This is a genomic window from Enterobacter soli ATCC BAA-2102 (assembly GCF_001654845.1).
Taxonomy (GTDB): Bacteria; Pseudomonadota; Gammaproteobacteria; order Enterobacterales; family Enterobacteriaceae; genus Enterobacter; species Enterobacter soli.
In genome coordinates this window covers 263,571-279,131 of sequence record NZ_LXES01000046.1, presented here as the reverse complement: position 1 = coordinate 279,131, position 15,561 = coordinate 263,571, and the positions used below count along the sequence as shown (strand labels likewise).

The following is a 15,561-nucleotide window of genomic DNA, read 5'->3' as shown; positions in this document are numbered from 1 at the left end:
GAGGGTGACGATGGATCTCGAATATCGACTGGATGGCGACAGCACGTTACCGCTACTGGTGCTCTCGAACTCGCTGGGTACCACATGGGAGATGTGGCAGGCGCAGCTGCCCGCCCTGACGCAGCACTTTCGCGTGCTGCGTTACAACACGCGCGGGCACGGCCGTTCACCGTTAGCACAGCATGATCTCAGCCTGGCCACGCTTGGGCAGGATGTCATTTCACTGCTCAACCATCTTGGCGTGGAGCGCGCCTTTTTCTGCGGTATATCCCTGGGCGGCCTCACCGGGCTGTGGCTCAACCGCCACGCAGCAGGGCGTTTTCACCGTCTGGTGGTGGCAAACACCGCCGCCAGAATTGGCGAAACCAGCGGGTGGTTGCAGCGCGCAAACCTGGTGCGCGAGCAGGGTATGGCGCCCGTGGCCGCCAGCGCTGCCGACCGCTGGTTTACGCCAGCATTTCGTCAGGCTCATCCGGCGGTGGTGGAAAAGCTGGTGACTACCCTGGCCCACACGCCCACAGAGGGTTATGCCGCCTGTTGTGAAGCACTGGCCCGCGCCGACCTGCGCGATGAGGTGCCCGCCATGCAGCGCCCGATGCTGGTGATTGCCGGAGAAGACGACCCGGTGACCACTACGCACGACGCCGAATGGCTGGTGGTGGAAGCCCCGCACGCGCACTACCTGGCGCTTCCCGCCTCGCATCTTTCTAACGTCGCCTGCGCTGAGGCATTCAGCCAGCACATCATCTCTTTCTTAACTGCCGGAGCAGAACATGAGCATCACGATTGAATCCATCGCCTGCTGGCTGGTGGATATCCCGACCATTCGGCCGCATAAGCTGTCGATGACCACTATGGGCTGCCAGACGCTCACCATCGTGCGCATGACCTGTGCGCAGGGCGTGGTGGGCTGGGGCGAAGCCACCACCATTGGCGGCCTGAGCTATGGGGCCGAAAGCCCGGAGGCGATTAAATCAGCCATTGAAACCTATCTGGCACCGCTGCTGTGCGGGCAAAGCTTCAGCGGCCCGGCGGCGCTGGCCGAAACCATGAACGCCAGCGTGAAGGGCAATACCTTTGCGAAGTCCGCCCTCGAAACCGCATTTCTTGATGCGCAGGGAATAGCCCTTGGCGTGCCCGTCAGCACGTTGCTGGGTGGCGCACTGTGCGAACGGCTGCCGGTGCTCTGGACGCTGGCGAGTGGTGATACCAACAAAGACATTGAAGAGGGGAAACGCCTGCTGGCGGAAGGCCGACACAATGCTTTCAAACTCAAAATTGGCGCCCGCGAACTGGCAACAGATGTTCGTCACGCGCTGGCAATCAAGGCCGCGCTGGGGGATGAGGTCAGCATTCGGGTGGACGTGAACCAGGCCTGGGATCTCACCACCGCAATGAAGGGAATGCGCCAGTTGCAGGACGGGGGGATCGACCTCGTGGAGCAGCCGATCCCGCTGTGGAACACGCAGGGGTTAATCACTCTCAGCCAGCGCTTTGAGGTACCGATTCTGGCGGACGAGGCGGTGGCTACGCGCCATGACGGTTACGCCCTGGCACGTGGCGGCTTCACGGGCGCTTATGCGCTGAAGATCGCCAAAGCGGGCGGCCCGGTGCAGGCGCTGAAGCTGGCTCAGGTGGCCCAGGCGGCAGGCGTGGCGCTCTATGGCGGCACCATGCTGGAAGGCTCGCTGGGAACGGTTGCCTCACTCCATGCCTGGTCAACGGTCAGGATGCAGTGGGGTACGGAGATGTTTGGCCCGCTGCTACTGAAAGACGACATCGTGGTGCGCCCGCTTGATTTCAGCCAGGGGCAGGTGAGCGTACCGCAAGGCCCGGGGCTGGGTATTGAGATTGATGACGATAAATTGCGCCATTACGCGCGCCAGTAAGGGGTTCATATGCTGTTTAAAGTGGAAATGACGGTCAACATTCCCGCCTCACTGCCAAAGGTGCAGGCGGATGAAATTAAAGCCAAAGAAAAAGCCTATTCGCAACGGTTACAGCGCGAAGGCAAATGGCTGCATATCTGGCGGGTGGTGGGGCAATACGCCAACGTCAGCATCTTTGACGTTGCCGACAATCAGGAGCTGCACACGCTGTTAATGGAATTACCGCTCTACCCGTATATGGACATCACCGTGCAGCCGTTATGCGCGCATCCGTCGTCGATTGATAACGAAAAAGAGTAAAAACCGTACCCTACAATAACGAGGAACATGCAATGTCCAAAAATCCTGCACATCAGTCTGAACTGGAAACCTTACTCGCCATCAGCAGCGGTCTGAACGCCGACGGCGGAAACGATCGTTTTAAAAACATCATGCACCAGCTCCTGAGCGATCTGTGCCAGACCATTAAAAAATTCGACATCACCGACGAAGAGTTCTGGGTGGCGGTGAACTACCTTAACGAACTGGGCGAACGCAAAGAAGCGGCGTTGCTGGCGGCAGGGTTAGGGCTTGAGCACTACCTGGATATGCGCGCCGATGAAAAAGAGGCCGCAGCCGGTACTGACGTGGGTACCCCACGCACAATCGAAGGGCCGCTGTATGTGGCCAATGCGCCACTGAGTGAAGGGGTTGCCCGCATGGATGACGGCAGCGAAAACGCCGAAACCATGTGGCTGCATGGCAGCGTGACTGACCTTGACGGTAAACCGGTTGCAGGGGCGATTGTCGATATCTGGCACGCCAATACGCTTGGCGGCTACTCGTTCTTCGACCCGTCACAAAGTGAGTACAACCTGCGCCGCCGTGTTAAAACCGGCGCGGACGGCTGCTACGCGGTGCGCAGCATTGTGCCATGCGGTTATGGCTGCCCTCCTGACGGCCCAACGCAAAAGCTGCTGACCGGCCTTGGCCGTCACGGCAATCGCCCGGCACACGTTCATTTCTTTGTCTCGGCACCAGGCTTCAAACACCTGACCACCCAGATCAACCTCAATGGCGATCAATACCTGTGGGACGACTTTGCCTTTGCAACCCGTGAAGAGCTGATTGCTGATCCGGTGAAAATTACCGACGGCACGCTCGCCCGCGAGCGTGATATCAACGAGCCGCATACAGAAGTGAGCTTTAACTTCTCGCTGGTGAAGGCCGCCGAAAATACCGAGGAGTCGAGAGGGAAACGCTCACGCGTGAAAGAGTAATACCGGCGGGCAGCATCCCGGTGCTGCCCCTGTTTTTCTGGCAAAGCATAGCGATTTAAGTTCTTTGTTATTTCAGGCGTTATCCCGGATCTTCATGCCATATTGTCACTGGCGGAAAGGGCGTCTGAAGGAATGGGTAAACGAAACTCCCTCTATTTACATCAACAACAACGAGAACATATTCGCCAGCTTTCAACCAGCATCCTGTGGCGCAGCGAACTCCCGACCTGGATACTCATGATGGCCATTTATGGCGGCTGGTTTGCGACCCTGGCGAACTGGCAGGTGCTTGGTTTGTATCCCGCTACTTTGCTGCTTATCGGGTTTACCGCCTGGTACATGTCGCTTCAGCATGAATTGATCCACGGTCATCCCACGCGCTTTCCCCGGCTGAACCAGCTTTTCGGCACGCTGCCGCTGGCGGTCTGGTATCCGTATGGCCTGTATCGGGACTCCCATCTGGCGCATCACCGTAATGACCACCTGACCGTGCCGGTGGACGATCCTGAGTCGTATTACTTTAGTGATGAAAGCTGGGCGCGGTTTCGCCCGTGGCAGAAGCGGGTGATTCATCTGCGTAACACCTTCATCGGACGGCTGTTGCTGGCGCCGTTAATTGATATTGTGCTGACGCTGGGCAGTGCTGTGTCGGCCTTTCGCCGCTTACAGGTTGCCGCCATGCTGATGTGGATAATCCACGGAGCCTTACTGGCCGTGCTTTTGGTCTGGATGTCGCACCTTGGCTTCTCCCCGCTGTGGTTTGTTCTGGCGGTGAGTTATCCCGCGCTGGCGCTGACCAAAGTGCGATCTTTTCTTGAGCACCGGGCGGCGGACGATCCGCTGGCGCGGTCGGTTATCAACGAAGCCGGGCTGTTCTGGCGGGTCTTGTTTTTGAATCTTAACTATCATTCTGTACATCACGATCTACCAGGTGTGCCCTGGTACGGGCTGAAGGCGGTTTACCTGCACAATCGCGATGCCTATCAGCAACGCAATCACGGTTTCCTGGTGAAGGGATACGGCGAATGGTTACGCCATTTCTGGGGTAAACCGGTGGATGTGACGGTGCATCCGGGCATTCATAAAGGAGACAGTCATGAGTGATCCGCTGGCATTCCCGATGTATGCCGTGAACCGCCGTGACACCGATGCCCTGTGGCTGGCGGTGCAGGCGCTGCTGGTTGCCCGGGGCGTACCGGTGGGAAGCCTCACGCCCGTGTTGCCGCAGGAGACGCTGGTGGAACACTGGCAAAACCCGCAACTGATCCTGAGCCAGACATGCGGTTACCCGCTGGTGACGCAGCTTTTGGATGTTCAGGTAGTTGGCTGTTTTCACTACACCGCGCCGGGCTGCGAAAGCTTCTATTACCGCAGCGTGCTGGTGGCGCGTGAAGAGGATAAACAGCAAACCTTTGCTGATTTTCGCGCCCGGACGGTAGTGTGCAATTCCACCGATTCACAGTCAGGCTACAACGTGCTGATGAAGATGGTGACGCCGCTGGCGGTGAACGGACGCTTTTTCTCGCGCGTTGTCCTGAGCGGCAGCCATCGTCAGTCGCTGATCGACGTGAAGCGCGGGGAGGGGGATATCGCGGCTATCGACTGCGTAACCTGGGCGCTATTACAACGCCATGAACCCGCGTTACTGGACGGGCTGGCGATCATCGACCAAAGCCCGCTGGCACCGGGATTGCCGCTCATCACCGCAGGTCAAACCTCTCCCGACACGCTTGCAGCGCTGCGCGAGGCGCTGCATACGCTGGTGAGCGCGGCGGAATACCGGGAAATTTGTGCCGCGCTGCTGATTGGTGGGTTTAGCGAAGTGACGCGCCAGCCTTATTCGCGGTTACTGGACTGGCGCAAGGCGGCGCAAACAGCCGGGATCGCCCGGCTGTAGCCATTCAGGCAAAGTGGTTTTTGGCCAGTGGAAGGCCCAGTTTTTCCCGCAGGGTGCCCGGCGCATATTCGGTTTTCATCACGCCTTTGGCTTTCAGAACAGGGACAACCTGTTCCGCGAAGCGATCAAAATCACCTGGCAGTAGCGGGAACATCAGGTTAAAGCCGTCTGCGGCCCCGGAAAGATAGATTTCCGCCAGCGTGTCGGCAACCTCCTGCGCAGTACCAATCACCAGCCAGCTGTCGGAGCTTTGCAGCAACAGGCGACCCAGTTCCAGAATGGTCAGGGCGGGGTCGTAATCCCGGATGAGTTGCAGCGTGGTGCGAATACCGTCGAAGTTTGCTTCGTCCGGCAGCGGCGGCAGCGGTTTATCGTGCGGATACGGGCTCAGATCCAGCTTCAGATAGGCCGACAGCAGATCGATAGCCATCCGGTCGCTCATCAGCTCGGCGTTAAGTTGCTGACGCTCGGCTTTTTCGGTTTCGGAATTCACCACCACCGGCAGCACTCCGGCGATGATTTTAAAATCTTCAGGCGAACGTCCCAGCGAGTTCAGGCGCTGATTCATCTCTTCGCGGTAGGCTTTTCCCTGCTCGATGGATTTGATAAACACGAAGTGCATATCCGCCCGGCTGGCCGCGAGCTGCTTACCGGCTTCGGAAGAGCCCGCCTGCACGAGTACCGGATGCCCCTGCGGCGGACGTGGCACGTTAAGCGGGCCGCGCACCTTAAAGAAATCACCATGATGGTTAAGATGGTGCACTTTGTCGGCATCGGCAAACAGGCCGCGCGGTTTATCAAACAGGAGCGCGCCATCGTCCCATGAGTCCCACAGACGGGTGACCACATCGATAAACTCCCCGGCGCGCTGGTAACGATTGCTATGTTGTGGGATCTGAGCCAGCCCGAAATTGGCGGCTTCCTCTTCCAGCCAGGAGGTCACAATGTTCCAGCTTGCGCGACCGTTACTCAGGAAATCTAGCGAGGCGAAATAGCGTGCCAGATTATAGGGCTCGGTATAAGAGGTTGAAGCCGTTGCCATCAGGCCAATATTGTCCGTCACGGCCGCCAGCGCCGAGAGTAGCGTCAGCGGTTCAAGCCGGGCATTGGCGTAGTGGGCAAGGCCGCTGTCCCAGATCCCGGTATGGTCGGCAATGAACAGGGCATCAAGCGTAGCGGCTTCGGCCTTGCGGGCAAGGGCGGTGTAGTAGCTGAGGGTGAAAACCTCGTGTTCGGGGGCGTCCGGGTGACGCCATGAGAACCGGTAATCACCCTGTGGATTGAAAAAGAACAGGTTCAGGATCATGGAGTTGTGCGACATTGTGGGCCTGTGTCAGGTTGTGGCCGATCCCTGGCCATTGAATAATTAAAAACGTTACAGGTTGGCGTTGACCCATTGTTCTGCCACGGCAGCAGGATCTTTGTGCTGGAGGTCAACCTGCTTGTTCAGCTCGACCAGGGCAGTGTTATCCAGCTTGTGAGACACCTGGTTGAGGATGCCATCGATTTTTGGCGTCAGCGCCGCTTTGCGTACCAGCGGAACAACGTTCTGGCTTGGCTGTTCGTGTTTGTCATCTTCCAGTACCACCCAGTCCTCTTTAGCGAGCGAACCCTGGGTGGAGACCACTGTTGCCACATCAATTTTGCCGGAGTTCAGTGCCAGGCGGGACAGCGGCCCGCCCATGTCGAGGGATTTCACCTCTTTAAACTCCAGGCCGTAGACGCGCTTCAGGCCTGGCAGGCCGAGGGCGCGGACCGGAAACTCCGGTGGGCCGCCGATCACCAGCTCGTGTGCCACAGGCGTCAGATCGGAGAGTTTAGTTAACCCGTATTTTTTGGCCGTCTCGGCGCGAACGGCCCAGGCCGTGACCGAGCTGGCAGAAGAGGGGGTCAGCAGCGTGAATTCTGTCGGCAGCACTTTTGCCAGCCCGGCACTGACGTCGCTCTGGGTGGTTGCCAGCGTTTTCCCGTCATAATAATTCAGCAGTGCGCCGAGATATTCCGGCACAATATCTATTTCACCGCTTTTCAGCGCCGGAATAATAATCTCGCGGTTACCCAGATTAAGCCGCGTTTTAACGTCGATATTATTTTTCTTTAATGCGCTGGCGTAAATATTGGCAAGAATGGAGCTTTCGGTAAAATTCGCTCCGCCAATGGTGACGGTTTCCGCCAGAGTGGTAAAACTTAAGCTGAATAATCCTGCCGCCAGAAGGGATAATTTAAATCCACGGTGGTTAAACGAATGCCATAATGATTGCTTCATAATGCCTCTTTTACTTGCAGGTGGTTTTTATCATGATTCCGTTATTGCGGGTGCGGTCTGTGACTGAAATAACACGTTGTTGATAAGTGAAAATATCCCCTCGCAGGCAAGCGCCAGTAGTGTTACCACAAGGGAGCCGGAAATGACCTGCGGGATATCGCGCTGACCCAGACCATCAATCAGGAAGCGACCCAGCCCGCCCAGCCCGGCATAGGCGGCGACCACCGCCGTGGCGATAAGCTGCAACAGCGCGGTGCGAACCCCGGCAAAGATCAGCGGCATCGCCAGCGGGATACGCAGCTGCCACAGGCTCTGTATGGGCGTCATGCCAAGCGCGGTAGCGGCATCGCACAGAGTGCGGTCGGCGTGGTAAATCCCCACCCAGGTATTGGTCAGGATCGGCGGGACAGACAACGCGATCAGCGCAACAAACACCGGCACATCGTTGAAACCAAACAGAATAATACACAGTAAAATCAGGCCCAGAGACGGGATTGCCCGGCCAATGTTGAACAGGTTGATGACCAGGAACGCTCCTTTGCGCCAGTAGCCCAGCGCCACCCCCAGGGGTAGCGCAATGGCTGAAGCGATGACCATGCTCACCAGCACATACCAGAGATGCTCGCGTAAGCGCAGCAGGATCCCCGTATCGCTGAGCCAGTGGTCTGGCTGAATTAACCAGTGCCAGGTTGCGGTTAAGATGTCCATTAGCGTGCCCAGGGTGTAACCCAATAGCCCACGCGCGCTATCAGAGAGTCAAAAAGAAACGACAGCACCAGGCTCAGCACCACGCTGACCACAATCGGCGTCAGGAAATCCTGGTTAAAGCCCGACAGCAGCAGTTGCCCCAGCCCGCCCTGACCAATCAGCGCCGTGACCGTGACCAGCCCAACCAGCGTGACCGAGGCAATACGCAGCCCGGCAAACAAAGACGGAATAATCAGGTGCAGTTCAACGTCAACAAAACGGTGCCAGCGGGTGTAACCCAGCGCACGGGCGGACTCCAGTACGTCGAATGGCAGTTTTTCGATCCCGGCGACCACGTTACGCAGCAGGATCAGCAGCGAATAGAGCGTTAAGCCGATCGCTGACGTGGTGAGCGACAGGCCGGTAAACGGGATCAACAGAATAAACAGCGCCAGCGACGGGATGGTAAACAGCACCCCGCACAGACCAAGCAGTGCCGGAGCCGATGCGGGCCAGCGCAGGGTCAGGCCAATCAACACCCCCGTGAGCGCCGTGCCGAAAAAGAGCGATACTGCCACCAGCAGTGTGTGCTGCCAGAGCAGGGCGGCAATCGGGCCCTGATTATCCACGATCCATTGCCAGTCAATCATAGCGGTGCACATCCACATGCCCGTCCAGCACGCGCTGGAGCAGCCCGTGGGAAATACTGCCCTGATACTGACCGTCTCCGTTGACGTGCACCAGCACGCCCTCCGGCGCATCCAGAAGTGCGCTGTAGGCGAAACGCAGGGAGTGAAGCGCCTTTAGGGTGAGTGAAACGGGCAAGGCGGTACGCCGCTCAGGGTCGAGCCAGTACAACGGGCGTAGTTGTTTATCGAGCACCAGCCGCAGCGGGCTGGCAACCACCGGATGCTGGCTGGTTATCGGGGTCAGCGCCTCGTCCACCAGCGGAACATCGTGGCGCGGAAGCTGCCCAACCTGAAGCCTGGCAAGGCGTTTTAAGTTGGGCTCAGGCCCGATGAATCGTGCCACGAACTCACTGGCAGGCTGGGCCAGGATATGATCGGGCGTATCAAACTGAGCCAGGACGCCACCTTCCTGAAATATGGCGATTTTATCGCCCAGGCGAATGGCTTCGTTAATATCATGGGTAACGAGCACGATAGTTTTATGCAGGCGTTGCTGGAGCTGCAACAGCTCGTCCTGGAGCTTTTCCCGCACGACCGGGTCGATAGCCGCAAAGGGTTCATCCATTAACAGAATAGGGGGATCGGCCGCCAGCGCACGGGCAATCGCCACCCGCCCTTGCTGCCCGCCCGAAAGCTGGTGGGGGTAGCGCGCAAGCAGGCTCGGGTCGAGGGACATGACCTCCACCAGTTCATCAATACGTGCCTGAATGTGTTTTTTATTCCAGCCAAGCAGACGCGGAACGGTTGCGATATTCTGGGCAACGGTCCGGTGCGGGAATAACGCAGCACTTTGCATCACAAAACCGATTTTTCGCCGCACCTGAATAATATCGGCATCGGCTATTTTAATACCCTGAACATAAACCGAACCGGCATCCGGGATATCCAGTTGATTAATCATACGTAACAGGGTGGTTTTCCCGCAGCCGCTGGGGCCAACGAATGTGCAAAATTCACCTTCATTGATAGTGATATTTAATTTACCGATCGCGGCGTGCGTACTACCAGGGTACGTTTTGTTTATGTTTTCGAGTCTGATCATATGAAACAATAGCGCCCTGAAATTATTTCGTTTATATCAAACACAAATTACAGAGGCGATCAAAAGGGCGCAAATATGATATTTGCATTTGTATTGCAGGTATTTGGATTTTGATAAAGGAGGATAGCGGGCAGTAATAACGCCCTCTCCATTTAGGGGAGAGGATTGGGGTGAGGGGGAACATACGGCCGAGGTGGTCATTCCGTTCACTTTATGTTCCTTGCTACTCAGTCACCACATTACCCGTGAACGTGCCAGGGTGGCTCACCGCCACCACCCTGGCGACCCGGGCTCCCGGCAAGAAAATCGCCGCTTCGCGGTGACCCTCAGCGTTTGCTCCAGGCTAATCGGGGACGGGCGGATGAAACGTCCCTGTAAAGCCGCCCTCGCCGCGCATCCATGCGCGTCGCCCCGGCCTTCCGTAAACGCTTCGGCGATTTTCAGCCGGACCGTGGAGCTGCGGTAAGTCTTTTATTTCAAAGGCGTAATATCATCGCTGAATAAAGACAACAATTACTGGGGAACCCTCTCGGAGAGGGGGAAACATCACATCAAAAAATAGCTCAGACCTGAAAACGCCACCATTCCCGCAAGCACCGTCGCGAAAAGGCTGCGCGTCACTATCCCGGCTAATGCAGCAACCGCCGCCGCCAGCAGCGAAATGCTGACCCCGGACGGCGTCAGCGCCGGTTTACCCAGCAGCTCGGCGGTGATAATGGCGGCCATAATGGCGGCAGGAATAAAGCTCAGCCACTGCTGCAACGCCGGTGCAAGACGAAAACGGGAAAGCAGCAGAATCGGCACGGTGCGCATCAGTGCGGTAACCAGCGCAGAGATGAAAATCGCCAGCAGGATATTGCGTTCCATCTTATTTCCCTCCCTTACTGAAGAATCGCAATCCCAGGGTGGCAAGCGTGGCCGATACCGATGCCGCGATAATCACCACCAGGCTGATATCCATCTGGCGGGCGGTCAGCAGCGTAATCACCACAGCGGCAGCAATACTGAATGTTTCCAGCGCTTTTCGGTGGCTGGCAAACCACAGCATCAGCACCAGACCAATAAACATCGATACCAGGCTAAAGCTCAGGCCTTCCATCAGCGATGACGGAAGGGCCGAGGCCAGCCACGCGCCGACCACACAGGCGAGGATCCAGTTAAGCCAGGCGGCGACGTTAAGCCCAAGCATCCAGGCAAACGGAACGGTACTGTGCTGGCTACCGCGCTGCACGGCAACGCCGAAGGTTTCATCGGTCAGTAACAGGCCGCTTACCAGTTTTTGCAGGGTACTGTGTTCGCGGAAGAATACGCTCATGGCAGAGCTCATCAGCAGGTAGCGTAAATTCACCAGGAAGACGCTGAACACCACCGAGGCCACTTCTGCCCCGGCCGCCCACAGTGAATAGAACAGAAATTGCGCCGAGCCGGTATATAACACACTTGCCAGCAGTGCGGTTTGCAGGGTGGTAAACCCGGATAGGGTGCCGATAGCGCCAGCGGCAAAACCAATACTCCAGTAACCGGGGATCGTGGGCAAACAGGCGGTGATCCCTGCGCGAAACTCCGCGCCTGCCTCATCTTTGTGTGAGGTCTTTGTTTTCATCAACATCAGTATTTCCTGTACCCGTGCTTTAAGCCGGAATTGAGATAATCATTTGATCTATTGATATTTGTGAACATGAAACAGTGAGGTACAACTAACTTATCACGTCCTGGCCGAAGTGTTTCGATGAAAAAGAGTTCAATTTTTAGTGTGGCAGCAAGGCTGCCACAATTGTGGCAGTCGCGCATTCTGGGGCAGGTTGGAGATGCCAGTATTAAAGTTACCAGGATGGGGGGAGAGGGCATTCCCCCCGAAGTGCATGACGCTTTCGATGAATGGTTGCTGGTGCTGGATGGTGAACTGCCGCTGGTGGTGGACAATCAATTGTTCACCCTGTCTGCCGGAGAGTATGTCGTTGTGCCACGTGGCAAAACGCACCATGTCCCTCCGGGGAGTGTCGGAACGCTGTTGCTGGTGGATATTAACGCGCCAACGGCGTAATGCCCACTCGCGTCCCGTTATTCATAACTCTCATTTTCCACCGTATAAATCTCCTGAGCGTCGGTAAAGCAGCGCAGTGCCAGGGATGACACGGGTTCCTGTTTGCGCATAATCAGGCCAATAGGGGCGTCGATGTTTGAGTTGGTTATCGGAGTAATCAAAAAATGGCTGTTTAAATTCTCAAGCCCGTTATTCAGCGGCATGACGGCACAGCAGATACCACTTTCTACCGCCTGGATTATCTGAAACGTTGAGTCGCTCTCAAACACATAGTCCGGGGTGATCCCGGCGGACTTAAAACTGACGTCCATATGGTCGCGATAGTGCATCCCTTTGCTCAGGAAACCCAGCGGAAAATTCACCAGATCTTGCCAGGTGAGCGTTGTGTTATCCATCTGGAAATGGCGGGAGTCGTGCAGTAAACCCATTTTGGTTTTCGGCAACTGAATAACATTAAAGACGCTGGTGTTAATATTATTCAGATAGCAAATTCCCAATTCCAGCTGATTACTGTTTACCCCTTCGGCAATTTGTTCTGACGACATGGAATACAGGCTAAATTTCAGTTCGGGGTATTTTTGCGTCAGCTGGCGAATAAAGATCATCGGGTCAACGCTTGCCAGCGGAACCATGCCAAGACGCAGTTCACCCACCACTTGCCCCTTACACAGGGCGGCTTCCGCCTGAAGCCCATCGTGTGCGGCAAGCAGCGCGCGCGCCCAGGCCAGGATCCGTTCTCCCTCAGGTGTAAAGCCCTCAAAGCGTTGCCCACGGACGATCAATACCAGGCCAAGCTCCTCTTCCAGGCTGCGAATACGCATGGAAAGCGTCGGCTGAGTGATATTGCATTGCGCTGCCGCCTTACCAAAGTGACGGGTTTGATCCAGGGCGATCAAATATTTTAATTGTTTTATGTCCATTATTTTTCTCTGATCGGGCAGGTGCTACGAGTATTACATAAATGCGAAAGGAATTGATAAATCCCCCTTATTCATTGCCAGAGCGTTGAATAAGGGGGACTGGGATCAGAGCATTCGGATTTCTTTGGAACGCAGGGTCACGCGAACAGGCACGGACTTATAGGACGGGGTACCACTGTCTTTATCGAGGTAGTTAAGCGGCACCAGCACGTTAGCTTCCGGGTAGTAAGCGCCAACGGAACCCGACGCGATGCTGTAGGCCACCACGGTAATATCCTCGAGGCGCTGAACACTTCCCGCCAGCGCGGTTTCGATATCCACGCGGTCGCCGTGCTCCAGACCCAGACTTTCCATATCGCCTTCATTCATAAACAGAATGTCCCGGCGGCCAAAGACACCGCGATAGCGATCGTCCAGCGCATAGATGGTGGTGTTGTACTGGTCATGGCTGCGAAGGGTAATCAGGCGCAGAACGTTGTCGCCTTCGCCTTTGGCATTCTCATCCACACCATCGAACACGGAGAACATCGCTTTACCGGTAGCGGTGGGCCAGATGCGCTGGATTGGCGGCAGCGGCATCCGGAAGCCACCCGGTACACGAATGCGGTCGTTATAGTTGTCAAAACCGGGGATGGTTTGCTCGATCAACTCGCGGATCAGATCGTAGTCTGTCACCAGCTCCATCCAGTTCACTTTGGTCTGTTTCAGCGTTGCGCGGGCCATGCCTGCAACGATTGCCGGTTCAGAGCGAATCAGCGGGGAGGCGGGTTTCAGCTTACCGGAAGAGGCATGAACCATCGACATGGAATCTTCCACGGTGATGGACTGACGCCCTGTCTGCTGCATATCCAGCTCAGTACGGCCAAGACACGGCAGGATATAGGTTTCTTTGCCGACCAGTAGGTGGGTACGGTTCAGTTTGGTGCCCACATGCACACTCAAATCCAGGGTATGCATGGCCGGGAATCCATTCTCGTGATCGGGCATCGCAACCGCAAAGTTTCCGCCGAGGCAGATAAGGGCTTTGGCATGGCCGTCGATCATCGCCTGCGTGGCCTGTACGGCATCGTGGCCGTGTTTAGCCGGCGCGTCAAACCCGAAGACATCCTTAAGGCGCGCAATAAACGCTGCCGTCGGTTTCTCGGTGATCCCCACAGTACGGTTACCCTGTACGTTCGAGTGTCCACGAAGCGGACAAATCCCCGCGCCCGGTTTGCCGATGTTGCCGCGCATTAACAACACGTCGGCAATCAGCCGCACGTTCGCCGTGCCCTTGTTATGCTGGGTTATCCCCATACCGTAGGTGATAATGGTGGCGTTCGATTTTGCATAGGCTTCAGCCACGCTTTTCAACGCGTCAGCGGTTAACCCGGACTCGCGTTCAATCGCCTCCCACGAGGTTTGCGCGATATCGTCCGCAAAGGCCGAGAACCCCTGGGTGTGTTCGGCAATAAACTCGCTATCCAGCACGCCACCGCGTTCCTGTTCCATTTGCAGAAGGTGTTTAGCGATCCCTTTTAAGGCCGCAGCATCGCCACCGGCTTTCACCTGGAAATAGGTAGAGGCGATATCGGTAGAGCTGTAGGTGGCCATTTCAATGACGCTTTGCGGATCGGCAAAACGTTCCAGGGCTCTTTCACGCAGCGGGTTAAAGACGATGATCGGCACGTTGCGGCGTGCCAGCTCGTGAAGCGTCCCCATCATGCGCGGGTGGTTTGTGCCCGGGTTGTGACCAATAGAGATAACCAGCTCTGTTTTGTCGAAATCATCCAGTGAAACGGTACCTTTCCCGATCCCGATAGAGCGCGGTAAGCCGACGCTGGTGGCTTCATGGCACATGTTGGAACAATCAGGAAAGTTGTTCGTACCGTATTCACGGGCAAACAGCTGGAACAGATAAGCCGCTTCGTTCGATGCTCTGCCCGAGGTATAAAATTCGACCTGGTCTGGTTCAAGCCCGCGCAGGACTTCGCCGATCCGCTCAAAGGCCTCTTCCCACTCAACAGGGCGGAACGTGTCGCTTGCCCGGTCGTAACGCAGCGGGCGGGTCAGACGGCCATAGCCTTCAAGTTCGTAATCGGATTTTGCCAGCAGGGAAGTGACGGTGTTTTTCGCCAGAAATTCCGGGGTGACGCGCTTGCTGGTGGCTTCCCACGTTACGGCTTTCGCGCCATTTTCACAGAACTGGAACGTGGATTTGTGTTCTTTATCCGGCCAGGCGCAGCCCGGGCAGTCAAATCCATCGGGCTGGTTGGTGCGCAGCAGCGTGACGGGAGCGTCCAGCGCATCCATCTGCGTGCGTACGGCTATCGCCGTCGCTTTTAAGGCACCCCAGCCACCGGCAGGCCCGTCATAATGTCTGATCCCGGGAACTGAACGTCTTTTCTTATTCATGCGAACTCCTGACTATTCTGGTCATGACAAAGCGCGGCCAGATTAACCATAAATAAATCATGGTTAATTGAAGGGGCCACTAAAGCAGTGGGTTGGGGTAATAAACAGAAGCAATGAATAATCGTTGTATAACTCATTACATAACCGATGATGAATTTCGTTTAAAACACACCGTTTGCAGCGGTTAACAAAATCAATGCCTTTGATTTAAAGAAATTATAACAGGAATTTATCATCTTCATAATAAATGTTATCTATCACTTATTAAATTTAACCTATTTGCACTTCGTAGAGGATTGTCTGAGTATTATTCAGCGCGCCATGTTTCTCGCCGCAGTTGGGCTAAAATATGAATAAAATCAGCGTTAAGCGATAAAGTCAGAGGGGCAAAGTGGTGCTGTTTCGCAAGCCCGGGACGAGAACGATGGCGTTGTCTCTACAGGAATGATTACGTGCAGGTGAATTTGTTAATTA

Annotated in this window: 16 protein-coding genes; 7 read left to right on the top strand and 9 right to left on the bottom strand. The window is 56.1% G+C overall.

Annotated elements, in window-relative coordinates:
* Nucleotides 1–10: 10 nt before the first annotated feature.
* From pcaD to M987_RS18305, 6 genes are all read left to right on the top strand, one after another.
* Nucleotides 11–790, top strand: coding sequence for a 3-oxoadipate enol-lactonase (pcaD, locus tag M987_RS18330; protein WP_014070600.1), 780 nt, complete (start codon nucleotides 11–13; stop codon nucleotides 788–790).
* Nucleotides 774–1,889, top strand: coding sequence for a muconate cycloisomerase family protein (locus M987_RS18325; RefSeq protein ID WP_014070599.1), 1,116 nt, complete (start codon nucleotides 774–776; stop codon nucleotides 1,887–1,889). Before pcaD ends, M987_RS18325 begins: the two co-directional genes overlap by 17 nt.
* A 9-nt stretch (nucleotides 1,890–1,898) precedes the next feature.
* Nucleotides 1,899–2,189, top strand: a complete 291-nt coding sequence (catC, locus tag M987_RS18320) for a muconolactone Delta-isomerase (protein WP_014070598.1) — start codon at nucleotides 1,899–1,901, stop codon at nucleotides 2,187–2,189.
* Between the two features lie 32 nt (nucleotides 2,190–2,221).
* Entirely contained in the window at nucleotides 2,222–3,148 is a 927-nt protein-coding gene (gene catA, locus M987_RS18315; RefSeq protein WP_014070597.1) for a catechol 1,2-dioxygenase, read from the top strand.
* Nucleotides 3,149–3,280: 132 nt separating this feature from the next.
* Nucleotides 3,281–4,252, top strand: coding sequence for a fatty acid desaturase (locus tag M987_RS18310; RefSeq protein ID WP_014070596.1), 972 nt, complete (start codon nucleotides 3,281–3,283; stop codon nucleotides 4,250–4,252).
* A complete protein-coding gene (locus M987_RS18305) occupies nucleotides 4,245–5,045 on the top strand; it encodes a phosphate/phosphite/phosphonate ABC transporter substrate-binding protein (RefSeq protein ID WP_014070595.1) in 801 nt (266 codons plus the stop codon). Before M987_RS18310 ends, M987_RS18305 begins: the two co-directional genes overlap by 8 nt.
* 4 nt (nucleotides 5,046–5,049) lie before the next feature.
* On the opposite strand, the gene M987_RS18300 is transcribed toward M987_RS18305, so the two are convergent.
* The 7 genes from M987_RS18300 to M987_RS18270 form a co-directional block, all read right to left on the bottom strand.
* Nucleotides 5,050–6,366 carry an LLM class flavin-dependent oxidoreductase gene (locus tag M987_RS18300; protein WP_014070594.1) on the bottom strand — a complete coding sequence of 439 codons (1,317 nt, stop codon included), beginning with the start codon at nucleotides 6,364–6,366 and terminating at the stop codon, nucleotides 5,050–5,052.
* Between the two features lie 54 nt (nucleotides 6,367–6,420).
* Nucleotides 6,421–7,311 carry an ABC transporter substrate-binding protein gene (locus M987_RS18295; protein WP_014070593.1) on the bottom strand — a complete coding sequence of 297 codons (891 nt, stop codon included), beginning with the start codon at nucleotides 7,309–7,311 and terminating at the stop codon, nucleotides 6,421–6,423.
* A 30-nt stretch (nucleotides 7,312–7,341) separates the two neighbouring features.
* Entirely contained in the window at nucleotides 7,342–8,019 is a 678-nt protein-coding gene (locus M987_RS18290; RefSeq protein ID WP_014070592.1) for an ABC transporter permease, read from the bottom strand.
* Complete coding sequence (locus tag M987_RS18285; RefSeq protein WP_041162077.1) at nucleotides 8,019–8,648, bottom strand: ABC transporter permease; 630 nt, start codon at nucleotides 8,646–8,648, stop codon at nucleotides 8,019–8,021. The genes M987_RS18290 and M987_RS18285 overlap by 1 nt, the downstream gene beginning before the upstream one ends.
* On the bottom strand, nucleotides 8,641–9,729 hold the full coding sequence (locus M987_RS18280) for an ABC transporter ATP-binding protein (protein ID WP_014070590.1): 1,089 nt from the start codon (nucleotides 9,727–9,729) through the stop codon (nucleotides 8,641–8,643). Before M987_RS18280 ends, M987_RS18285 begins: the two co-directional genes overlap by 8 nt.
* Nucleotides 9,730–10,275: 546 nt before the next feature.
* The gene (locus tag M987_RS18275) at nucleotides 10,276–10,596 is read right to left on the bottom strand and encodes an AzlD domain-containing protein (RefSeq protein ID WP_014070589.1); all 321 of its coding nucleotides are present in this window, start codon (nucleotides 10,594–10,596) and stop codon (nucleotides 10,276–10,278) included.
* A 1-nt stretch (nucleotide 10,597) separates the two neighbouring features.
* Nucleotides 10,598–11,338 carry an AzlC family ABC transporter permease gene (locus M987_RS18270; RefSeq protein ID WP_014070588.1) on the bottom strand — a complete coding sequence of 247 codons (741 nt, stop codon included), beginning with the start codon at nucleotides 11,336–11,338 and terminating at the stop codon, nucleotides 10,598–10,600.
* Nucleotides 11,339–11,458: 120 nt separating this feature from the next.
* Here M987_RS18270 and M987_RS18265 point away from each other — a divergent pair, with 120 nt between their 5' ends.
* Nucleotides 11,459–11,773, top strand: coding sequence for a cupin domain-containing protein (locus M987_RS18265; protein ID WP_014070587.1), 315 nt, complete (start codon nucleotides 11,459–11,461; stop codon nucleotides 11,771–11,773).
* Between the two features lie 17 nt (nucleotides 11,774–11,790).
* Here M987_RS18265 and M987_RS18260 read toward each other — a convergent pair whose 3' ends face one another.
* Together M987_RS18260 and M987_RS18255 are read right to left on the bottom strand one after the other, a co-directional pair.
* Nucleotides 11,791–12,693: a LysR family transcriptional regulator gene (locus M987_RS18260; protein ID WP_014070586.1), complete on the bottom strand. Its 903-nt coding sequence runs from the start codon at nucleotides 12,691–12,693 to the stop codon at nucleotides 11,791–11,793.
* 105 nt (nucleotides 12,694–12,798) lie between these two features.
* Nucleotides 12,799–15,087 carry an FdhF/YdeP family oxidoreductase gene (locus M987_RS18255; RefSeq protein WP_014070585.1) on the bottom strand — a complete coding sequence of 763 codons (2,289 nt, stop codon included), beginning with the start codon at nucleotides 15,085–15,087 and terminating at the stop codon, nucleotides 12,799–12,801.
* Nucleotides 15,088–15,561 lie beyond the last annotated feature (474 nt).